Below are 20,245 nucleotides of genomic sequence, written 5' to 3'. Positions count from 1 at the left end.
AGGCGTTTTGGCATTCATGGCATCAAGCTGCCCTGTGATAGGCGGACGCTTCAAACAGCGCCTTGTTGGCCACCAGATCGATGGGGTCGAAGTCATCGACGTTGATGGTGCGCAGGCGGCTCTCTTCGGCACAGCGCAGCAAGTCGGCCTCGGTCTGGTTGATGACGCCAAGGGCCAGGCCGGCGTCTGCCACCTTGTCCAGCTGGGTGAAGGGACGCTTGCGGCCCTCTGCCTTGCACACCTTGTCAAACAGCGGCTCGGCGGTCAGCACGTCATCGAGGGCCTGCTCCAGCAATCCGAAGGGGTTGCCCTCTTCGCGGGTGAGGTACTGCCCTTCGGCCAGACGGTCGCGGGTGGCGCTCGGGGTCTGCAGCAGACGGGCAACCTGGCTGTCCAGCTTGTCGGAGGGACGCTTCATGTCGCGACCCAGCGGCAGCACTATGACGCGCAGGGCCAGGCCAATCCAGCGATTCGGGAAGTTGCGCAGCAACTCGTCGATGGCTTCTTGTGCCTTGAACATGGCGTCTTGCAGTGCCCAGTGCAGCAGCGGCAGGTCGGCCTGCTGGCGTCCCTCATCCTGATAGCGCTTGAGGGCGCTGGAGGCCAGATAGAGCTGGCTCAGCACGTCGCCGAGGCGGGCGGAGACCCGCTCCTTGCGCTTGAGCTCGCCACCCAGGGTGCCCATGGCCATGTCGGACAGGAAGGCCAGGTTGGCACTGAGGCGCGAGAGCTGCTGGTAGTAGCCCTTGGTCTGATCCCTGTAGGGGGCGGACGCGAAGCGGGCGCCGGTCAGGCCCAGCCAGAAGCTGCGCACCAGGTTGCTGATGGCGAAGCCGACGTGGCTGAACACCGCCTTGTCGAACTGCTTGAGGGCCACTTCCTGATCCGGATGGCTGGCGGCCAGCATCTCCGGCAGCACGTAGGGATGGCAGCGGATGGCACCCTGACCGTAGATGATCATGCTGCGGGTCAGGATGTTGGCGCCTTCTACCGTGACGGCTATGGGCGCACCCTGATAGCCACGGGCCAGATAGTTGTTCGGGCCCATGCAGATGGCCTTGCCGCCGTGGATGTCCATGGCATCTATGATGCACTTCTGGGCACGGTCGGTGAGGTGGTACTTGACGATGGCGGAGATGACGGACGGCTTCTCGCCCAGATCGATGCCGGTCACCGTCAGCTTGGCGGCGGCACCCATGATGTAGGCGTTGCCGCCCAGGCGCGCCAGCGGCTCTTCGATGCCTTCCATCTTGCCGATGGGCAACTTGAATTGGCGACGGATGCGGCTGTAGGCGCCGGTGGCCAGGGCCAGCATCTTGACGCCGCCCGTGCTGTTGGAGGGCAGGGTGATGCCGCGACCGACCGAGAGGCATTCGACCAGCATGCGCCAGCCCTGACCGGCCATGGCCGGGCCGCCGATGATGAAGTCCAGCGGCACGAACACATCGTTACCCTTGGTCGGCCCGTTCTGGAACGGCACGTTGAGGGGGAAGTGACGGCGGCCTATCTCGACGCCCTTGATGTCGGTGGGGATCAGGGCACAGGTGATGCCAAGCTCCTCTTCCTCACCCAGCAGGTGATCCGGGTCGCGCAGCTTGAAGGCCAGCCCCAGCACAGTCGCGATAGGGGCCAAGGTGATGTAGCGCTTGTTCCAGGTCAGGCGCATGCCGAGCACCTCTTCCCCTTCCCATTCACCTTTGCAGACAATGCCGAAGTCGGGAATGGAGCCCGCATCCGAGCCCGCTTCCGGGCTGGTCAGGGCGAAGCAGGGGATCTCCTTGCCGACGGCCAGGCGCGGCAGGTAGTGGTCTTTCTGCTCTTCGGTGCCGTAGTGTTGCAGCAGCTCGCCCGGGCCCAAGGAGTTGGGCACGCCGACGGTGGAGGCGAGCACTGCGCTGGCGCCGCACAGTTTTTGCAGCACGCAGGACTGGGCGTAGGCGGAGAACTCCAGGCCACCGTACTTCTTCTTGATGATCATGGCGAAGAACTTGTGGTCCTTCAGGTACTGCCACACCTCGGGGGAGAGGTCGGCCCGCTCATGGGTCACTTCCCAGTCGTTGACCATGCGGCACACGTCTTCAACCGGGCCGTCCATGAAGGCCTGCTCTTCGGCTGACAGAACGCTGACCGGAATGGCGTGCAGTTTCTTCCAGTTCGGGTTGCCGGCAAAGAGATCCGCTTCCCACCAGGTGGTACCCGCCTCTATGGCTTCCTTCTCGGTGCGGGACATCTCCGGCATGATGGACTTGTAGATCTTGAACAGGGGTTTGGTCAGCTGGTTGCGACGAAACTCCACCAGGTTGAGCGGGATGGCGATCACCGCGAACAGCACCCACACCAGCAGGGGCACATGGCCATAGAGGGCGCCGGCGACCAGGGCGGCGGCCGTGGCAAGCGTGGAGGTGAACAGTGACGCCCGGCGGTAAGCCATGGCGCCGATCACCAGGATCACCCCGAACAGAGTGAGGGTCGTCGTCATTTTTCGCTCCTTGCATGAGTTGCCGAAGTTGGGGAAACGTGGGTTAACTGATCCAGAGGTCTGACCTGTTGGATGTGGCCCCTGTTGTAATTCATGTGCACAAAATTATCAAGATGTTTACAAGCTCGTTACCTTGACACCGTGATCGGCCTAACGTACCGGGGCCGCATCTTGGCGGGCGGGGGGGCGACGATTGGATTGGCTTGTGCGACAATGCAAAACCCTATGTTGGACGATACAAAGAGACATCAGACGCCATGTACCAAGAACTTATCCGCAATGAATTGACCGAAGCTGCCGGCGTGCTCCAGGCCTTTCTGGCCGATGAGCAAAATCTGAAGAACATAGAGGCGGCCGCCAAACTGCTGGCTGACTCTTTCAAGGAAGAGGGCAAGGTGCTCTCCTGCGGCAACGGCGGCTCTCACTGCGACGCCATGCACTTTGCCGAAGAGCTGACCGGCCGCTATCGCGAGAACCGTCCCGGTTATGCCGGCATCGCCATTTCCGATCCCAGCCACCTCTCCTGCGTCTCCAACGACTTTGGCTATGACTATGTCTTCTCCCGCTACGTGGAAGCGGTCGGCCGTCGTGGCGACGTGCTGCTCGGCATCTCCACCAGCGGCAATTCCGGCAACATCCTCAAAGCCATCGAAGCCGCCCGTGCCAAGGGTATGAAGGTGATTGCCCTGACCGGCAAGGACGGTGGCAAGATGGCAGGCTTGGCCGATGTCGAGATCCGGGTGCCGCACTTCGGCTATGCCGACCGCATCCAGGAAGTGCACATCAAGATCATTCACATCCTGATCCAGCTGGTCGAAAAAGAGATGGCCAAGTAATCAGAGAAAGAGGGCGGGTGGGGCTGCCGGGGGCCGATGACCGATCCTGGCGCCTCGCATCCAGCTTAAGTTCGCTGATTGACGCAGAGATGATCAATTAATTCAGGGAGTGGACTGGACATGTGCGAACTGCTCGGCATGAGCGCCAATGTGCCGACCGACATCTGCTTCAGCTTTACCGGGCTGATGCTGCGGGGCGGCAAGACGGGCCCCCACAAGGATGGCTGGGGGATCACCTTCTACGAGGGGCGAGGCTTTCGCACCTTCAAGGATCCCGAACCCAGTGCCCAGTCACCCATCGCCAAGCTGGTGCAGGCGCTGCCTATCAAGAGTCGCGCCGTGGTCAGCCATATCCGGCAGGCCAACCGGGGATGCGTGTCGCTGGAGAATACCCACCCCTTCACCCGCGAGCTGTGGGGACGCTACTGGACCTTTGCTCACAACGGCCAGCTGACCGGCTACAAGGGGTTGCGGACCGGGCGCCACCGTCCTGTGGGGGACACCGACAGCGAGCACGCCTTCTGCTGGCTGCTCGACAGGCTGGAGCAGAAATACCCCAAGCGTCCGGCCAATTTCCCCGCCATGTTCCGCTATCTCGCGACCCTGTGCGACGAGCTGCGCGGACTCGGGGTATTCAACATGCTGCTGTCGGATGGGGAGTTCGTGATGACCTATTGCAGCAACAACCTCTACTGGCTGACCCGCCGGGCCCCCTTTGGCGAGGCCCGTCTGCTGGATGAAGATGTGGCCATCGACTTCCAGAGCGAGACCACCCCGAATGACGTGGTGACCCTGATAGCCACCCGCCCGCTCACCGGCAATGAGAGCTGGGTGAAGATGGCGCCCGGGGAGTTCTGCCTGTTCAGGCTGGGTGAGCTGGAATACGGCAATGCAGCCAAGCTGCTGACCCGCCAATAAAAAAATACCAGGGTAGAATCCTACCCTGGTTCTTCGCAGCAGCCATACAGGCAAAAAGGGATGAGAGAGGTGTTGCTGAGCCGCATCATTCTCATGACCTGCATTGTTATGTCATTGTTAATTTTGTGACAACATTTATCTCTTTCCTGCCTGAGACTGTGTGTTGATAACTTGAACTGGCTCACATTCTGATGGCGGCACACCGCTTCAACCGACTCTCGCCGCAGAGCGGGTGACAGCCGGTGTGCGGGTCGGCTATATTGTGGTCTGTTTGAATACCATCATAGGGAAGGGAAGATGGAGTGGCTGGATCAGAAAGTGCTGAGACAACTGGCAGATGACATAGGTCACGACATGATGCCGGTCGTCATCTCGGTGTTTGTCGAGGAGGTGGGCGGGCAACTTGCCCAGCTCAGGCCGCTCTTTGATCAGCGGGACTGGACCGCCCTGGCCCGCCTCGCCCACAGCATGAAGTCCTCTTGTGGCAGTTACGGTGCCGAGCCCAGCTATCGGCAGGTGATGGCGCTGGAGCTCGCCTGTCGCCGGGAGGATGCAGAGGAGGCCGGCCGTCTGCTCGAACAGCTCGAGCACTCCCTGCCGCAGGTCTTCTCCCATCTGGCCAAGTATCACTAGATCGCACTGGCGGATTAGCCCGCCTTGTCACGCTCTGCGTACCAGCTCAGTATCACCGCATCCAGCGCCTGTCGAAGCTTGAGGCGATCGTGGCGATGGGGCAGGGCCGCCTCACCCAGACTGGCCTGAACCAGGCAATGCTGCAGCTCCGGGGCCCCATGGCCTTCGGGGGCCAGGATGGCATCGATCCGCCCTTGGCCGATCCGCTCTTCCAGCCAGCGATGCTGGTGGGGCAGGGTCAGCTTGCCAGCTGGCCCGTTTTCGGCCACCAGATTGCTGATGAAGACGACGATGGCGCCGCTGCCGCGGATCGCTTCTGCGATCTCGCTCAGCAACATGGGCGGCATGATGGAGGTGAGGAAGCTGCCGGGCCCCAGAATGATCATGTCGGCCTGGCTCAGGGCGTCGATCGCCTCGCGGGTGGCGGGCACGACCGGGTTCAGGCTCAGGGCCCGTGGCGGCGTGGTGAGCTGATCGATGGAGACTTCCCCCAGGATCTGATCGCCACAGACGGTGTGGGCACACAGATCCGTGGGGTGCTCGGACATGGGCAGCAGGCTGGGCGCTATGTGCAACATGTCGCTGATGAGCCGGATGGCATCCAGGGGACGGACACAGAGGTTGTCGAGGGCCAGCAGCATCAGGTTGCCGAGGTTGTGACCCGCCAGCTCGCCGCGACCCGTGAAGCGGTATTCGAACAGCTGGCTGCCGATGCTGGGCTCGGTCACCAGCTGATTGAGGCAGTTGCGCAGATCGCCCCAGGCGATGCACTCCTGGCTCTTGCGCAGGCGTCCGGTGGATCCGCCATCATCCGTGGTGGTGACTATGCCCGTCAGCCGAGTGCCTAAAAACGAGAGGGAAGAGAGCACCCGGCCCATGCCGTGACCACCGCCGATGGCGACGACCCGGTCGAAGTCATTGATATTTTTCTGCCACATGCAGTCATCCTGTGGGAGGCCAGTGCGCATCAGTTTAGCCCGCCTGGCCAGGTAATTGTTTGATAAAGGTATGATTTTTGCTTGATGCCCCGGCATCACATACCACTAGGAGATGGTGTTGAACTTCCTGACGGCTCACTCTCTTGCCGAGACGACCCCGCTGGCCGCCCAACAGATAGCTGAACGGTTGCTCGCTCAATCACCTCATTCCCCGTCGCTGTTGCTGGTCTATTTTACCCAAGCACACGATGCCGCGGTACTGCGCCGTGCGCTCAAGGCCCGTTTCCCCCATACCCGGCTCATCGGCTGCAGCTCCTGTGGCGGTATCCTGACCCAGGCTGGCCATCATGGCCGGCTGGGCTGGAGTCTGGCAGTGGCGGCCCTCTATGACGACAAGGGGGCCTACGGCGTGGCCGGTCAGGCAGGAGACGAGCTGGATGTGCGCCAGTTGCTGCGCCGCGCCATCGCCGATGGCGGGCGTCCCGGCGAGTTGCCGCAACTCATCTTGCTGCACACCAGCCCTGGGCAGGAAGAGGCTGTGCTGGCGGGCATAGATGCCGAGTTCGGGGCGACGGTTCCCGTCGTCGGCGGGTCGGCGGCGGACGACAGTGTCAGCGGCGAGTGGCAGCTGTGCTGGGATGAGGGGGAGGGTCGCCAGGGCTGCGTGGTGGCTGTGCTCTATCCCGATTGCCAGCTGGCCTTCCAGTTCCACTCCGGCTATGTGCCCACCGAGCGCCATGGCACCATTACCGCGCTGGATGGCCGCGAGGTGCTGACCATAGACAATGAACCTGCGGCCCGGGTCTATGCCCGCTGGACAGAGCGCCAGCTCCCCTGGCCTGTGGGTCCCATTTTGCGGGAGACGACCCTCTCCCCGCTGGCCCGCCAGGTCGGGACCCTGGATGAGATGCCCTACTACAAGCTCTCCCACCCCGAGGCGGTGACGGAGCGGGAAGGGTTGCGCCTCTTTACCGAAACCCGGCTGGGAGAGAGGCTGCAACTCATGTACAGCAGTCAGGAGGGCCTGCTTCAGCGCAGCCTGAATGCGGTGCGCATCGAACCCGAATATGGCATGGCGGGGAACCTGCAGCCCATAGGCGCTCTGGTGGTATTCTGCGCGGGCTGCCGTCTGGCGCTGGGAGATTCGCTCAGCGATGTCGTCGGCCATTTCAGTGAACGGCTGGGGGAGATCCCCTTTATCACGCCATTCACCTTCGGCGAGCAGGGGCGATTGCCCCACGGTGAGCTGGCGCATGGCAACCTCATGGTATCGAGCGTAATCTTCCTCGAGAACTGACAAGGTGCTGGACACAAGATGATAGGTAATAGCGAACTCGAAACCCTGGGCGACAAGCTGCAAACCACGCTGGTGGAGCTGATGCGTTGCCGAGAGCGGGAGGCCAGATATCGCCAGGAGTCACAGGCCCTGCTGTGCGGGGTGGCGACGCTGGCACAGGCCAAGAGCCTGGAGCAAGTGCTGGACAGCCTCATTCTGGCGCTCAAGCCCTTCATCGGCTTCGAACAGGCTGATGTGGTCGCCTGGGAAAGCACGCGCGGCACCACCCATCTGAGCACCCAACCCGGGGAGGTCGGCCGCACCTGGCCGTTGACGCCGCTCTTCTCCCGCGCCATCGCAGGTGAGACCCTGGTCATCTATGATCCGGCCCAGTTGCCCGAGCTGGCCTCCCTGGCGGGGGCGGCGGGCTGGGCCAGCGTCATGATGACGGGCTTGCAGGCGCCGGGCTTCTCCGGGGTGCTCATCTGCCGGCACAGTGCCGCGGGTACCTTCGATCTCCAGAGTAAGGCGGCGATGCAGCGTTGTCGCCCGCTCATCTCCCAGGCGCTGGTCAACATTGCCTATAGAGCCCGCCTGCAGGAGCAGGTCGACCTCAAGACCCTCGCCTTGCAGGCCAGCGAGCAACGCTTTCGCAGCTTTGCCGCCATGGCGTCCGACTGGTTCTGGGAGACGGATCCCGAGCACAGGCTGAGCTATGTCTCTGCCCCCGGCTATCAGGGGGAGGCGCTTGTCCGCCAGGCGGGGCGCAGCCTCTATGACTTTGCCCACGATAAAGAGGATCCCGCCTGGTGCAGGTATCAGCACCAGATAGCTCGCCATCTGCCGGTGCGGGCGATGCGCGCCCAGGTGACGCTGGCGAGCGGCCCCTGCTGGATGGAGATCAATGCCGAGCCCTGCCATGATGCCAACGGCGCCTTCATCGGTTATAGAGGCACGGCGCGGGAGATTGGCAACCAGATCCGCCGCGAGCAGGAGCTGGCGCGGGCGCGGGATGAGGCCGAGAGTGCCAACCGCGCCAAGTCCCAGTTCCTGGCCATGATGACCCACGAGATCCGCTCCCCCATGAATGCGGTGCTGGGGATGCTGGATCTGCTGCAACATGGCCGGCTCGAGACCCCGCAGCAGACCCTGCTCGGCCACGCCACCCACTCTGCCCATCTGCTGCAGACCATCATCGACGATGTGCTCGACTTCTCGAAGATTGAATCCCATACCCTGGCACTGCACTGCGAGCCCTTTCAACCCGCCGAGTTGTGCCGGGCCCTGGTTGAGCCGCTGCAGGCGCAGGCCAGCGCCAAGGGCATAGCGCTGCACTGGCAGCTGGATGAGGAGGTGCCGTCCCATCTGCAGGGGGACGCCGTCCGCCTGTCCCAGGTGATCGGCAACCTGCTCGGCAACGCGGTGAAATTTACCGCCGCCGGTAGCGTGCGGCTCGCGCTGGCGTGGCAGGATGAACGGCTGAGGGTGTCGGTCAGCGACACCGGGATTGGCATCTCCCCCGAGGATCAGGCGCTGCTGTTCGAGCCGTTCTATCAGGTCGACAGCTCGGCCACCCGTCGCTTCTCCGGCTCCGGGCTTGGGCTGGCCATCTGCCGGCGGCTGGTGCAACTCATGGGCGGCGACATCCGCCTGCAGAGCGCCCCTGGGCAGGGCAGCTGCTTCTGGTTCGAGCTGCCCGGTATGGCCTCACCTTGCGTCGCGTCGACCAACCCCGCCATCGAGGGGGTCTCCATGCTGGATCTGGATGTGCTGGTGGTGGAGGACAGCCCGGTCAATCAGCTGGTGGTGTCACTCATGCTGCAAAAGCTGGTGTGCCGGGTGAGGCTGGCAAGCAATGGCCTGGAGGCGCTGGCACAGGTCGGCGAGCGGCGACCGGATCTCATCCTGATGGATATGCGGATGCCGCAGATGGATGGGCTGGAGGCCACCCGTCGTCTGCGAGCCATGGGATGCGAGGTTCCCATAGTGGCGCTGACGGCCAATGCCATGACGGAGGACAGGGCCCGTTGTCTGGCCCAGGGGATGAACGATTTTCTGGCCAAGCCCATCAGCCTGGCCCGGCTGCGCAGCTGTTTGCTGCGCCATTGCCGGCTCCCGTAGCCCGATTTTGGGTAAAAAAAATGGTCAACCTGGTGGTTGACCAATTCTTCAGCAAATACTGAAGAGAGCACGGGATAAATCGGGTTGTACGGTCTTATATGAAAAAGTCGTGCCAACTTTTCATGACATGTTATTGCGGCTTGCAGCCGTGTTATCTGTTTTCTATGGCTGCTGCTGGTTGCAAAATGCAAATGTCTTGTTTCATTGTAAGAATTGTCAGTCGTTATTTTCGCATTTTGCAAACCACTTCTTGACTCACTGTGCGATCAGTCGGCGCAGGAACTGGCGCGCCGCTTCACTGTTTTGTTTGGCAATCAACATCTGTTTCTCATAGATCGGCATGGGCAGGATCTCGAGCCAGCGCTGGCAGAGCCAGGCCGCATCGTCGAACTGCTTGTCCGGGTAGAGCTCATCCAGTTCCGGATATTGTTCAAATACCTCCTGCAATCTGCTGACCAGCTGCTTGTCGCTGAAGTCCGAGTGCGCGCTCGGCCAGTTGGGCAGGGTTTCCACCTGAGCGTGACGCAATCCGGATCCATCCGTTTCCATTTCATGGATGCAGAAACGTTCAAGACCGAGCACTGTGACCCCGAGCAGGCCATCGTTGAGGGTATAGAAATCAGTCACTTTGACACGAGTGCCGACCGGCAGTATGCGTCCGCAGGTGCCCGTGCTGGTGGTCTCTTCCATGACGATGCCAAAGCCCCGATCATCGACGAAGGACTCCTTGAGCATCTGCAGGTGGCGAGGCTCGAACAGGCGCAAGGGGAGTTTCCCGCCCGGCAATATGTGTGAGGGCAAGGGGAACAGTGCCAGGTGTTGAAGTTTCATGTTCCATCCTCCGATAAGTTGCATCTGGATATGACAATGCAGTGACTGTGCCAGAGCTCGGGGAAAATGGAGAAACGGCAGGAAAATGAGGCCGATAATTTAAATATCCATTAGTAATCAAGCTATTAAGATTTGATTGAATGGCAGGGACGGGACAGCTCAGGAAGGGATTCAGGTGGCCTTGTAGGGGCTCGTACATGCCCCACCTGCAGAATGGGGCAGAGTTCGCATATTGCAAATGATTCCCCTGCAAAATGCGTATCTGCCGTCCATCTTAAGCGGCAGGATCTCGCGGGCGTGATGGCAGAGGCGGCTAGGCGACGGATTCGGTGGGCTGACTGAGCCCTTCCAGCATCAGGTCGGCTATCTCGTCGTACATCTGTGACCAGGCATCAGAGAGCGCTGGTGTGAAATGCTCCCCCAACCGACGTGCCAGCACCAGGGTCAATGCCTGTTTCAACAGGGCGAACTGGTGTGACTGCACCTTGAACTTTTGATGCCGCCTGCCGAGATCCCGGATGATGAAGCTCAAGGCATCCAGTTGCTCCAGGCTGGTGATCACCGTATTCAGGGTATACGACACCTTGGCGACCGGCATTCCCGCAGGATCGGGAAAGAGGTTGATCAATTCCGGCGACAGTCGGAACAGCTCCGCATATACCTCCTGAACATAGGTGTTGTTCAGTGCAGTGACCTTGCCCCAGGCCCTTTGTACCAGCTCGATCTGTTCGGATGTCATGTCGTGCGCCCTCCATGTGCTGTCTCCTGAACATAATAATTCATTTGCTCAATAAGATGCGGGGGACGGTGACGTTTTGTGAGGCGGGGGAGGGAGGCAGCCAGCAAAAGGCCCCGGGATGGCGGGGCCTTGACTGGCATGAGATGGAGCGCGTAACGGGAGCTTAGTTGCGCTGCTCCAGGTACATGACGGCGGCTTCCACCCGGCTCTGGGCCTCGAGCTTTTTCAGCAGGCTCTTGACGTGTACCTTGACGGTACCTTCCGAGATGTGGAGCACCGAGGCTACCTGCTTGTTGGAGAGACCCTTGGCAATCTCGCGCATGATCTGCATCTCGCGGCGGGTCAGGCTTTCCAGCTTCTGCTGCAGGTGATCCAGCTCGTAGATGTTCTCGAGGTAGGGGCGCAGCGGCTCGCTCAGGATCTGCTTGCCGGTCATGACATCGGCCAGCTGGCCCAACAGCATGTCGGGCTCGGTGTCCTTGAGCAGGTAGCCATCGGCACCGGCCTTGAGCAGGGCAACCACGTCCTGGCGGGCGTCGGAGACGGTCAGGATCACGACCCGGGAGGTGACCTCTTCGGCGCGCAGGGCCTTGAGGGTATCGAGGCCGGACAAGCCCTTCATGTTGAGATCGAGCAGGATGAGGTCCGGCTCCGACTCCTTGGCCATGGCCACGGCATCAGTGCCGTTAGAAGCCTCACCTATCACTTCGATGTTATCTTCCAGCTCCAGCAGTTGCACAATGCCTTTGCGCATCAGGGGATGGTCATCTACGACCAGAACACTATATTTCATCTCGTCCATCAGGCGTCTCTTGTTAGGCTGGTGGGAAAGGTCAGGTGTACACGGGTGCCCCCGGAGGGCGGTTCACTGATGGTCAACTGACCGTGCAACTTGCTGGCACGCTCGTTCATGATGCTAAGACCATAGTGATTCACCGCCGAGCTTGCGCCCCCTATTCCGACACCATCATCTGCAATCTGAACCTGGATGTTACCATCAGCCAGGGTCTCACAGCTAACGTCAATGCGCTGGGCGCAGGCATGTTTGATGGCATTGAGCACTGCCTCACGGATCAACTGCAGGATGTGAATGTGTTGCCCCGCCTCGAGATCCGTATCGGTCAGTCCGTATTGGAGCCTGATCTTGGCCCGGGTCTGGGGCTTGAGCTGCTCCAGCATGACGCCTATGGCTTCGCCGAGGTTGGCATCGCCGATGCTGAGGCGGAAGGTGCCGAGCAACTCGCGCAACTGGGTATAGGCATTGCTGAGCCCCTCGTCGATCTGCTGCATGGCGGCCTCTGCCTTGCCATTATCCCCCTTGGCGACGGAACGCTTGAGCAGGGTGGACTGGATCTTGAGGTAGGAGAGCGCCTGCGCCAGCGAGTCGTGCAGCTCGCGGGCGATGACGGCCCGCTCCTCCATCAAGAGCAGGCGCTGGTGTTGCAGCAGGGTCTGATCCTTGTGCAGCACCTGGGCCAGCAACATGGAGAAGTTCTTCATCAGCCGCTCGTCTATGGGGTGTTCGCTTATCATGTCGAGCCGGCCGTACTCCTCATCATCCATCTGCAGATAGAAGCTCACCACGGCCTCCAGATCGCCGGGCCAGCCCTTGCGCCCCGTGATGTAGACCGGCATGGTATTGTGCTCGAAGCGGGTCAGCCGGATATGGTCGATGTGCTGGTGGGCGGCGGCCCGCTCCAGCAATTTCTGCAGGGTACGCCGGCTCAGCGGCGCCGCGTGCAGCTTCTGGGCGGTGGAATAGAGGAAGGAGAGGGTGTCGTTGGCCTGCTGCAGCTTGGCTGTTTTCTCTTCCACCTTGCTCTCCAGCTCCCGATAGAGCTTGCCGAGCTCGTCCGCCATGGTGGCGAAGGCGCCGGACAGTTCCCCCAACTCGTTTTCGCAGTGGGGGGGCAGGGTCAGATCGAACTCCTGGCGCTGGATCTGGCGGGCGCAATGGACCAGCTGATTGAGGGGGGCCACCACCTGCTGGCGGGTGAAACGCACCGTGAACCAGGCGATGGTGATGATGGAGAGCAAGCCCAGCCCCTCCGCCAGGGCCAGCATGCGCACCTTGAACTCCACGTGATATTGCATCTGGTTGACGAAGTCATCGATGGCGGCGACGAACTGTTCCGTGTTGTCGGTATAGCGGCTGGGGGTGGCGTTCTCGATGTGTTCGCGCATCATCTGCCATTGCAGCAGCACCTCGCCATAGGTGCGGCGCAGGGAGGCGGGGGTGATCCAGCGTTGGGTCTCCTGCAACTCGGAGGCGTGCAGTGTCTGCTCGAACTGGTCGAGTCGGCCGAGGACGGCCTGATCCTTTTCGATTTCGTAGGCCATGCGATAGGCCTGCATCCGCAATGATCCCGACAGGTTGATCGCCTTGGCATCGGGTACCGAGTAGAAAAGGGTGACCATGGCCACCACGGCGATCAGGCTGGCCATGAACAGGATCAGCACCATGGAGCGGCCGATGGCGCTGCTGACCGAGTGTACTTTGAACCACTTTCCCATGCCGATTGGCTTCCTTCAGATCAGACAAAGACCCCACAAAGTAGCATGGGAGTGTACTCCAACTTGTGCTAGCATCGAAAAACTAGATGAACTCCGAGCGTTTTTGCCTAAGTCATTGAGATAGGGGGAAAACGCCGTCAGCCGTCGTTCGAGCTGAAAGGGTCAGGAAAGAAATGCCCTGGCCTCCCGTATTTGGAAAGGTGTTTATGTTGCCACTTGAAGATGGTTTTTCCCGTCGCTTTTACTATTTGCGCCTGTCGATTACCGACGTGTGCAATTTTCGTTGTACCTACTGTTTGCCGGACGGTTATCGCCCCCCGGATGGCAACAAGGAGGGACGCAAGTCGTTTCTCTCCCTGGAGGAGATACGCCGCGTCGTCTCTGGCTTCGCCGCCATGGGCACCCGCAAGGTGCGCCTGACCGGGGGGGAACCCTCCCTGCGCCGTGACTTTACCGCCATCATAGAGACGGTGGCCAATACCCCCGGCATCGAGAAGGTGGCCATGACCACCAATGGCTATCGCTTGAAGGAGCGGGCCCAGGAGTGGTTCGATGCCGGGCTCAATGCCCTCAATGTCAGTGTCGACAGCCTGGATCCGCGCCAGTTTCACCAGATCACCGGCGAAAACAAGCTGGTGGAGGTGATGGAGGGGATAGAGGCGGCACTGGCCGCCGGCTTCAAGTCGGTGAAGATCAATGCGGTGCTGCTCAAGGGGCTCAACGACCAGCAACTGGATCAGTTTCTGGCCTGGATCAGGCACAAGCCCATAGAGCTGCGCTTCATCGAGTTGATGCAGACCGGGGAGATGGACAGCCTGTTTCGCGATCACCACACCAGCGGCGAGCTCATCAAGGAGCAACTGCTTGGCAATGGCTGGATCCAGCAATTGCGAGCGGTGGACGACGGCCCGGCCCAGGTGTTCATGCATCCTGAGTCAATGGGGGGCGTGGGGCTCATCATGCCCTACAGCAAGGACTTCTGCGCCGGTTGCAATCGGCTGCGGGTCTCCTCCGTGGGCAAGCTGCACCTCTGTCTGTTCGGTGACAACGGGGTGGAGTTGCGGGATCTGCTCGGTGACGACAGCCAGCAGGAGGCCCTGCAACAGCGGATCCGTCAGGCGCTCACCGGCAAGGCCGCCACCCATCGTCTGCACGAGGGCAATGCCGGCATGACCCCCCATCTCGCCTCCATCGGCGGCTGAGAGCTCGCCGTCAGAGCAAAATAGCCATCGATTAATAAGCAATCCTCACATAGGGGTAATTTACCTTGCCCCTCTGCTGCCTTATTGCGCCAAGGGTTTGATCCAGCGCAATAATCCCCCCTGTTTATCTCCCTGGTGGTATATCGCTGGACTTGTGAGAGTCGCAATATACACCCACGCTTATAATTGGTATTGAAAATGCCAGTCACTGCTTCCGCGCTCGAATTCTGTCCTGTGAAGAGGAATTGATATGCCTGATGGGGTCAATCTGTCACGCCGCAGCCTGTTTCGAGGACGACTGAGTGCGCCCAGACCCGAGGTACAGCTGCCCTGGTCTGTCTCCTGGACCGACTTCGTGGCCGATTGCACCCGGTGTGGCGACTGCCTGACGGCCTGCCCGGAACAGATCCTGGTCAAGGGGGACGGCGGCTTCCCGACGGTGGATTTCCAGCGTGGCGAGTGCACCTTCTGCGGCGAGTGCGTCAGCGCCTGCCAGGCGCCTGTGTTCAGGCCGACGACGCAGACACCCTGGGACTATGTGGCTCACATCGAAGCGGGTTGCCTGGCCAGTGCCCAGGTCTTCTGCCAGCGCTGTCAGGACAGCTGCGAGCAGCAGGCCATCCGTTTTTCTCCTCAGCTGGGGCGAGTACCCACCCCCAGCATCCATACCGAGTCGTGCAATGGCTGTGGTGCCTGCGTGGCAGATTGTCCGGTCGGCAGTATCAGGGTGGGCGCCCCCCATCAGGGGTCGTCCACATGAAGCAAGGGATGAGCAAGTTGGAAAACAACCATATGACCAGAGAAGAGTTCCATGTATCCAGCCTGGTGGTACTGACCCAGCCCCCCTTGCGCCACCGTCTCGCAGAGCAGATTGCGGCTCTGGACGGGGCCGAGATCCATGCCGTCAGCGACGAAGGCAAGCTGGTGGTGACCCTGGAAGGGCCCAGCCAGCGCCCCATCATGGCGGCCATCGATGCGATCAATGCCATGCCGGGCGTGCTCTCTGCCGCCCTGATCTACCACCAGTTTGATGAAGTCGAAGCCGAGGGCAGGGAATAGCGCCATGAGGCTGGGCCGCGCGGTTCGCGATGCCCGAAGAAAGCAATAAAGCGCCATGACGCTGAGCCAGCGCGGCTCGTGACAATGGCTGTCATTGATGTGATTAAGCAATGCGAGGATATGTCATGAAGCTGAGTCGACGCGACTTTATGAAGGCCAATGCGGTGGCGGCAGCCGCTGCCGTGGCCGGAGTCAGTGCCCCCACCCTGGCGGCGAACCTTATTACCAGCACCGACAAGACGGCCATCACCTGGGACAAGGCGCCCTGCCGCTTCTGCGGCACCGGCTGCTCAGTGCTGGTGGGCTCCCAGGCTGGCCGTGTCGTGGCGACCCAGGGGGATCCCGATGCGCCGGTCAACCGTGGCCTCAACTGCATCAAGGGCTACTTCCTCTCCAAGATCATGTACGGCGAGGATCGCCTGACCCAGCCCATGCTGCGCATGACCAATGGCAAGTTCGACAAGAATGGCGACTTCGCCCCCATCAGCTGGGATCAGGCGTTCGACATCATGGCCGAGAAGTTCAAGGCCACCCTCAAGGAGAAGGGCCCGACCGCGGTCGGCATGTTCGGCTCCGGCCAGTGGACGGTGTGGGAAGGCTACGCCGCCGCCAAGCTGATGAAGGCGGGCCTGCGTACCAACAACCTGGATCCCAACGCCCGTCACTGCATGGCCTCCGCCGTGGTCGGTTTCATGCGCACCTTCGGCATGGATGAGCCCATGGGCTGCTACGACGACATCGAGCAGGCCGACGCCTTCGTGCTCTGGGGCTCCAACATGGCCGAGATGCACCCCATCCTCTGGTCGCGGATGTCCGATCGCCGCCTCTCCAACCCGGATGTGCAGGTGCACGTGCTATCCACCTTCGAGCACCGCAGCTTCGAGCTGGCGGACAACGGCATGGTGTTCACGCCCCAGACCGACTTGGCGATCCTCAACTACATCGCCAACTACATCATCCAGAACGACAAGGTGAACTGGGACTTCGTCAACAAGCACACCCAGTTCCGCAAGGGGGTCACCGACATCGGCTACGGCCTGCGTCCGACCAATCCGCTGCAGCAGAAGGCCAAGAACCCGGACAGCGGTGACTCCACTCCCATGAGCTTCGAGGACTTCGCGAAATTCGTGGCGGATTACGACGTCGACTCTGTGTCCAAGCTCTCCGGCGTCTCCAAGGACAAGCTGGAAAAACTGGCCCAGCTTTACGCCGATCCGGACAAGAAGGTGGTCTCCTACTGGACCATGGGCTTCAACCAGCACACCCGTGGCGTCTGGGCCAACAACCTCTGCTACAACATCCACCTGCTGACCGGCAAGATCTCCACCCCGGGCTCGGGTCCCTTCTCCCTGACCGGCCAGCCCTCTGCCTGCGGCACGGCGCGGGAAGTGGGCACCTTCGCCCACCGCCTGCCCGCCGACATGGTGGTCACCGATCCCAAGCACCGCGCCATCGCCGAGAAGATCTGGAAGCTGCCGGAAGGCACCATTCCCGAGCAGGTGGGTTATCACGCCGTGCTGCAAAACCGCATGCTCAAGGACGGCAAGCTCAACGCCTACTGGGTGATGTGCAACAACAACATGCAGGCCGGCCCCAACATGAACGAGGAGGGGCTGCCCGGTTATCGCAACCCGGCCAACTTCATCGTGGTCTCCGACCCTTATCCGACAGTGACCGCCCAGGCCGCCGATCTCATCCTGCCCACCGCCATGTGGGTGGAAAAAGAGGGGGCCTATGGCAACGCCGAGCGCCGCACCCAGTTCTGGCACCAGCAGGTCAAGGCGCCGGAAGGGGCCAAGTCCGACTTGTGGCAGCTGATGGAGTTCGCCAAGCGCTTCACCGTGGAAGAGGTGTGGCCAAGCGATCTCATCGCCAAGATGCCGGAAGTTAAGGGCAAGACACTGTTCGAGGTGCTCTATGCCAACGGTCAGGTCAACCAGTTCCCGAAAGAGCAGAGCAAGGGAGCGCTGAACGACGAGGCCGAACACTTCGGCTTCTACGTGCAGAAGGGGTTGTTCGAGGAGTACGCCTCCTTCGGTCGCGGCCACGGTCACGATCTGGCGCCGTTTGATCAGTACCACGAGGCGCGCGGCCTGCGCTGGCCCGTGGTGGACGGCAAGGAGACCCTGTGGCGCTATCGCGAAGGGTTCGACCCTTATGTGAAGGCGGGGGAAGGGGTGCGTTTCTACGGCAAACCCGATGGCAAGGCGGTGATCTTCGCGCTGCCTTACGAGCCGGCCGCCGAGGCACCGGATCAGGAGTACGACATGTGGCTCTCCACCGGCCGCGTGCTGGAGCACTGGCACACCGGCACCATGACCCGCCGGGTGCCCGAGCTCTATCGCGCCTTCCCGGATGCGGTGCTCTTCATGCACCCGGAAGATGCCAAGGCCCGTGGCGTGCGCCGTGGCGAAGAGGTGATAGTCGCCTCCCGCCGTGGCGAGGTGAAGACCCGGGTCGAGACCCGTGGTCGCAACCGTCCGCCCAAAGGCCTGGTGTTCATGCCCTTCTTCGATGCCAGCCAGCTGGTCAACAAGCTGACCCTGGACGCCACGGATCCGCTCTCCAAGGAGACGGATTACAAGAAGTGCGCCGTCAAGGTCATGAAGGCGTAAGGCGGGGCCGGGGGGATGAGTCGCAGCCGTCGCCAGTTCCTGGCCGACCTTGCCAAGGGGGCCTGCTCCGTGGGCCTGCTTGGGGCAGGGCTCGGCGGGGTGGCCCGCCAGCAGGCGCAGGCGGTGCCCGCCCAGGCACTGCGGCCGCCTGCGGCACTGGGGGAGCCTGACTTCCTCGGTGCCTGCGTGCGCTGCGGGTTCTGCGCCCTGGCCTGTCCCTACGACACCCTCAAGCTCGCCCGGCTGCTGGATCCCGTGACCACGGGCACCCCCTATTTCGAGGCGCGCGCCGTCCCCTGCGAGATGTGTGACGACATCCCCTGCGTGGCGGCCTGCCCGAGCGGTGCCCTGGATCAGGGGATGACCGACATCGATCAGGCTCGCATGGGGGTGGCGGTGCTCATCGATCACGAGACCTGCCTCAACTATCTGGGGCTGCGCTGCGATGTCTGTTATCGGGTCTGCCCCTTGATAGACAAGGCGATCACCCTAGAGCTGCAACGCAATCCGCGCACCGGCAAGCACGCCATGTTTCTGCCCACGGTGCACAGCGACATCTGTACCGGCTGCGGCAAGTGCGAGCACGCCTGCGTGCTGGAGACGGCGGCCATCAAGGTGGTGCCCCATGGGCTCGCCAAGGGTGAGCTCGGTCATCACTACCGGCTCGGCTGGGAAGAGAAGGCCAAGGCGGGCAAGTCCCTCATCGGTGAGCGACTCACCCTGCCGACCCGCAAACCGGAGGGGCTATGAGTCGTTATCCGGGGGCCGAGGCCTGCGCCAGGCTGGGCTGGTGGCGCGCTCACCGCTTCCTGCTGCTGCGCCGCCTCAGCCAGTTTGGCGTGCTGGGGCTCTTCCTGCTGGGGCCGCTGGCGGGGGGCTGGATCCTCAAGGGCAACCTCTCCAGCTCTTTATTGCTGGAGACGGTGCCGCTGAGCGATCCCCTGACCCTGCTGCAGTCGGTGGCGGCGGGCCATTGGCCCATCACCACCCTCTGGTTCGGGGCGGCAATAGTGCTCTTGGGGTACTGGCTAGTCGGGGGACGGGTGTTCTGCTCCTGGGTCTGCCCGGTCAACCTCATTACGGACGCCGCCGCCTGGGTCAGGGCCCGGCTCGGGCTCAAGGGCAACGGCCAGTTCAACCGCAACACCCGCTACTGGCTGCTGGCCATGGTGCTGGTGGCGCCCGCCATCACGGGCGTGCTGGTGTGGGAGCTGGTCAATCCGGTCTCTTTGGCCATGCGCGGCCTGCTGTTTGGCATGGGGGCGGGCTGGGGTCTGCTGGTGGCCCTGTTCCTGTTCGACCTCTTGGTGGTGGAGCGGGGCTGGTGTGGTCATCTCTGTCCGGTAGGGGCCTTCTATGCCCTGGTCAACCGGGTCGGGTTTATCAAGATTTCTGCCAGGGGGCGTGAGCGGTGCAGCAACTGCATGGATTGTTATGCGGTCTGCCCGGAGCGTCCCATCCTACGCGGCCCGGTTCACGGGGCCAGGCGCGGTCACGGGCCCTTGATTGTGGCTCAGGAGTGTACCAACTGCGGCCGTTGCATCGATGTCTGCGCGGAGCAAGTTTTCGAAATCACTACAGGTTTTGCCGTCAAGGCAGAGAAAACGTCGGAGAACAAATAATGAAAAAGCTGATTGGAGCAATGCTGGCCTGCCTGATGGCGGGCTCCTTGATGGCAGCCACCCCCGAGATCACCAACAGCACGGGGGGGATCAAGTCGGAGCGGGGGAGTACGGATCTGGTCACGGAGGCAGATGCGGCCCCCATGAAGAACTATCGCAAGGATGGGGATCTCTATGATCGCCAGTACATGCATCAGCCGCCACTGATCCCCCACGATACCCGCAACTACGAGGTGGACAACAAGGTCAACAAGTGCCTGGCCTGCCACAGCTTCAAGAACGCCAGCAAGATGAAGGCCCCCAAGATCAGCCCGACGCACTTCGAGACCCGCGACGGCATGACCCTTGGCGAAGTGTCACCCCGTCGCTACTTCTGCCTGCAGTGCCACGTGCCGCAAGCGGATGCCAAGCCGCTGGTGGAAAATACGTTTAAACCAGTTGAAGCGCTGAACTGAGGAGCCA

General features: G+C 61.7%; 18 protein-coding genes and 1 riboswitch. Of the genes, 12 read left to right on the top strand and 6 right to left on the bottom strand.

Annotated features, from left to right (window positions below; all coding sequences use genetic code 11):
• Nucleotides 1-22: 22 nt before the first annotated feature.
• Entirely contained in the window at nucleotides 23-2,479 is a 2,457-nt protein-coding gene (gene fadE, locus G4923_RS20575; RefSeq protein WP_163138153.1) for an acyl-CoA dehydrogenase FadE, read from the bottom strand.
• A gap of 257 nt (nucleotides 2,480-2,736) precedes the next feature.
• Here fadE and lpcA point away from each other — a divergent pair, with 257 nt between their 5' ends.
• The 3 genes from lpcA (at nucleotide 2,737) to G4923_RS20560 (ending at nucleotide 4,866) form a co-directional block, all read left to right on the top strand.
• Nucleotides 2,737-3,315, top strand: coding sequence for a D-sedoheptulose 7-phosphate isomerase (lpcA, locus tag G4923_RS20570; protein WP_106887349.1), 579 nt, complete (start codon nucleotides 2,737-2,739; stop codon nucleotides 3,313-3,315).
• 120 nt (nucleotides 3,316-3,435) lie between these two features.
• Nucleotides 3,436-4,233, top strand: coding sequence for a class II glutamine amidotransferase (locus G4923_RS20565; protein WP_106887348.1), 798 nt, complete (start codon nucleotides 3,436-3,438; stop codon nucleotides 4,231-4,233).
• A 297-nt stretch (nucleotides 4,234-4,530) separates the two neighbouring features.
• Entirely contained in the window at nucleotides 4,531-4,866 is a 336-nt protein-coding gene (locus tag G4923_RS20560) for an Hpt domain-containing protein (RefSeq protein WP_106887347.1), read from the top strand.
• Nucleotides 4,867-4,880: 14 nt separating this feature from the next.
• Here the strand turns inward: G4923_RS20560 and G4923_RS20555 are convergent, their stop codons facing one another.
• Nucleotides 4,881-5,804, bottom strand: coding sequence for a gluconeogenesis factor YvcK family protein (locus G4923_RS20555; protein WP_111911329.1), 924 nt, complete (start codon nucleotides 5,802-5,804; stop codon nucleotides 4,881-4,883).
• Between the two features lie 112 nt (nucleotides 5,805-5,916).
• Here G4923_RS20555 and G4923_RS20550 point away from each other — a divergent pair, with 112 nt between their 5' ends.
• Together G4923_RS20550 and G4923_RS20545 are read left to right on the top strand one after the other, a co-directional pair.
• On the top strand, nucleotides 5,917-7,101 hold the full coding sequence (locus G4923_RS20550; protein ID WP_163138152.1) for an FIST signal transduction protein: 1,185 nt from the start codon (nucleotides 5,917-5,919) through the stop codon (nucleotides 7,099-7,101).
• Between the two features lie 18 nt (nucleotides 7,102-7,119).
• On the top strand, nucleotides 7,120-9,201 hold the full coding sequence (locus G4923_RS20545; protein WP_163138151.1) for an ATP-binding protein: 2,082 nt from the start codon (nucleotides 7,120-7,122) through the stop codon (nucleotides 9,199-9,201).
• A gap of 255 nt (nucleotides 9,202-9,456) precedes the next feature.
• On the opposite strand, the gene G4923_RS20540 is transcribed toward G4923_RS20545, so the two are convergent.
• From G4923_RS20540 to narQ, 4 genes are all read right to left on the bottom strand, one after another.
• Nucleotides 9,457-10,032, bottom strand: coding sequence for an LON peptidase substrate-binding domain-containing protein (locus tag G4923_RS20540; protein WP_111913686.1), 576 nt, complete (start codon nucleotides 10,030-10,032; stop codon nucleotides 9,457-9,459).
• A gap of 313 nt (nucleotides 10,033-10,345) precedes the next feature.
• Nucleotides 10,346-10,771 (bottom strand): globin domain-containing protein, encoded by a 426-nt coding sequence (locus G4923_RS20535; protein ID WP_163138150.1) that lies wholly within the window; start codon nucleotides 10,769-10,771, stop codon nucleotides 10,346-10,348.
• A 163-nt stretch (nucleotides 10,772-10,934) separates the two neighbouring features.
• Nucleotides 10,935-11,573 (bottom strand): two-component system response regulator NarL, encoded by a 639-nt coding sequence (narL, locus tag G4923_RS20530; protein WP_005325544.1) that lies wholly within the window; start codon nucleotides 11,571-11,573, stop codon nucleotides 10,935-10,937.
• Nucleotides 11,573-13,285, bottom strand: coding sequence for a nitrate/nitrite two-component system sensor histidine kinase NarQ (gene narQ, locus G4923_RS20525; protein ID WP_163138149.1), 1,713 nt, complete (start codon nucleotides 13,283-13,285; stop codon nucleotides 11,573-11,575). Before narQ ends, narL begins: the two co-directional genes overlap by 1 nt.
• Before the next feature lie 79 nt (nucleotides 13,286-13,364).
• Nucleotides 13,365-13,504: riboswitch (molybdenum cofactor riboswitch) on the top strand.
• Here narQ and moaA point away from each other — a divergent pair.
• The 7 genes from moaA to G4923_RS20490 all read left to right on the top strand — a co-directional run bounded on the left by moaA (nucleotide 13,492) and on the right by G4923_RS20490 (nucleotide 20,238).
• Nucleotides 13,492-14,487 carry a GTP 3',8-cyclase MoaA gene (gene moaA / locus G4923_RS20520; RefSeq protein WP_163138148.1) on the top strand — a complete coding sequence of 332 codons (996 nt, stop codon included), beginning with the start codon at nucleotides 13,492-13,494 and terminating at the stop codon, nucleotides 14,485-14,487. (Overlaps the previous riboswitch by 13 nt.)
• 250 nt (nucleotides 14,488-14,737) lie before the next feature.
• The gene (gene napF / locus G4923_RS20515; RefSeq protein ID WP_106887340.1) at nucleotides 14,738-15,247 is read left to right on the top strand and encodes a ferredoxin-type protein NapF; all 510 of its coding nucleotides are present in this window, start codon (nucleotides 14,738-14,740) and stop codon (nucleotides 15,245-15,247) included.
• An 8-nt stretch (nucleotides 15,248-15,255) separates the two neighbouring features.
• Nucleotides 15,256-15,546: a chaperone NapD gene (locus G4923_RS20510; protein ID WP_226989672.1), complete on the top strand. Its 291-nt coding sequence runs from the start codon at nucleotides 15,256-15,258 to the stop codon at nucleotides 15,544-15,546.
• Between the two features lie 125 nt (nucleotides 15,547-15,671).
• A complete protein-coding gene (gene napA / locus G4923_RS20505; RefSeq protein ID WP_163138147.1) occupies nucleotides 15,672-18,161 on the top strand; it encodes a nitrate reductase catalytic subunit NapA in 2,490 nt (829 codons plus the stop codon).
• A gap of 15 nt (nucleotides 18,162-18,176) precedes the next feature.
• A complete protein-coding gene (gene napG, locus G4923_RS20500) occupies nucleotides 18,177-18,911 on the top strand; it encodes a ferredoxin-type protein NapG (protein WP_163138146.1) in 735 nt (244 codons plus the stop codon).
• The gene (napH, locus tag G4923_RS20495; RefSeq protein WP_163138145.1) at nucleotides 18,908-19,783 is read left to right on the top strand and encodes a quinol dehydrogenase ferredoxin subunit NapH; all 876 of its coding nucleotides are present in this window, start codon (nucleotides 18,908-18,910) and stop codon (nucleotides 19,781-19,783) included. The genes napG and napH overlap by 4 nt, the downstream gene beginning before the upstream one ends.
• Nucleotides 19,783-20,238 carry a nitrate reductase cytochrome c-type subunit gene (locus G4923_RS20490; protein WP_106887336.1) on the top strand — a complete coding sequence of 152 codons (456 nt, stop codon included), beginning with the start codon at nucleotides 19,783-19,785 and terminating at the stop codon, nucleotides 20,236-20,238. Before napH ends, G4923_RS20490 begins: the two co-directional genes overlap by 1 nt.
• Nucleotides 20,239-20,245 lie beyond the last annotated feature (7 nt).

Source organism: Aeromonas rivipollensis, from assembly GCF_010974825.1.
GTDB classification, from domain to species: domain Bacteria; phylum Pseudomonadota; class Gammaproteobacteria; order Enterobacterales; family Aeromonadaceae; genus Aeromonas; species Aeromonas rivipollensis.
The sequence above is the reverse complement of the archived record's forward strand: the minus strand, read 5'-3'. Positions and strand labels throughout refer to the sequence as shown.

What these genes read in the sequence shown, in the direction of transcription:
- fadE (WP_163138153.1), bottom strand. Translation starts at nt 2,479, where the DNA reads ATGACGACGACCCTCACTCTGTTCGGGGTGATCCTGGTGATCGGCGCC.
- lpcA (WP_106887349.1), top strand. Translation starts at nt 2,737, where the DNA reads ATGTACCAAGAACTTATCCGCAATGAATTGACCGAAGCTGCCGGCGTG.
- G4923_RS20565 (WP_106887348.1), top strand. Translation starts at nt 3,436, where the DNA reads ATGTGCGAACTGCTCGGCATGAGCGCCAATGTGCCGACCGACATCTGC.
- G4923_RS20560 (WP_106887347.1), top strand. Translation starts at nt 4,531, where the DNA reads ATGGAGTGGCTGGATCAGAAAGTGCTGAGACAACTGGCAGATGACATA.
- G4923_RS20555 (WP_111911329.1), bottom strand. Translation starts at nt 5,804, where the DNA reads ATGTGGCAGAAAAATATCAATGACTTCGACCGGGTCGTCGCCATCGGC.
- G4923_RS20550 (WP_163138152.1), top strand. Translation starts at nt 5,917, where the DNA reads ATGGTGTTGAACTTCCTGACGGCTCACTCTCTTGCCGAGACGACCCCG.
- G4923_RS20545 (WP_163138151.1), top strand. Translation starts at nt 7,120, where the DNA reads ATGATAGGTAATAGCGAACTCGAAACCCTGGGCGACAAGCTGCAAACC.
- G4923_RS20540 (WP_111913686.1), bottom strand. Translation starts at nt 10,032, where the DNA reads ATGAAACTTCAACACCTGGCACTGTTCCCCTTGCCCTCACACATATTG.
- G4923_RS20535 (WP_163138150.1), bottom strand. Translation starts at nt 10,771, where the DNA reads ATGACATCCGAACAGATCGAGCTGGTACAAAGGGCCTGGGGCAAGGTC.
- narL (WP_005325544.1), bottom strand. Translation starts at nt 11,573, where the DNA reads ATGGACGAGATGAAATATAGTGTTCTGGTCGTAGATGACCATCCCCTG.
- narQ (WP_163138149.1), bottom strand. Translation starts at nt 13,285, where the DNA reads ATGGGAAAGTGGTTCAAAGTACACTCGGTCAGCAGCGCCATCGGCCGC.
- moaA (WP_163138148.1), top strand. Translation starts at nt 13,492, where the DNA reads ATGTTGCCACTTGAAGATGGTTTTTCCCGTCGCTTTTACTATTTGCGC.
- napF (WP_106887340.1), top strand. Translation starts at nt 14,738, where the DNA reads ATGCCTGATGGGGTCAATCTGTCACGCCGCAGCCTGTTTCGAGGACGA.
- G4923_RS20510 (WP_226989672.1), top strand. Translation starts at nt 15,256, where the DNA reads ATGAGCAAGTTGGAAAACAACCATATGACCAGAGAAGAGTTCCATGTA.
- napA (WP_163138147.1), top strand. Translation starts at nt 15,672, where the DNA reads ATGAAGCTGAGTCGACGCGACTTTATGAAGGCCAATGCGGTGGCGGCA.
- napG (WP_163138146.1), top strand. Translation starts at nt 18,177, where the DNA reads ATGAGTCGCAGCCGTCGCCAGTTCCTGGCCGACCTTGCCAAGGGGGCC.
- napH (WP_163138145.1), top strand. Translation starts at nt 18,908, where the DNA reads ATGAGTCGTTATCCGGGGGCCGAGGCCTGCGCCAGGCTGGGCTGGTGG.
- G4923_RS20490 (WP_106887336.1), top strand. Translation starts at nt 19,783, where the DNA reads ATGAAAAAGCTGATTGGAGCAATGCTGGCCTGCCTGATGGCGGGCTCC.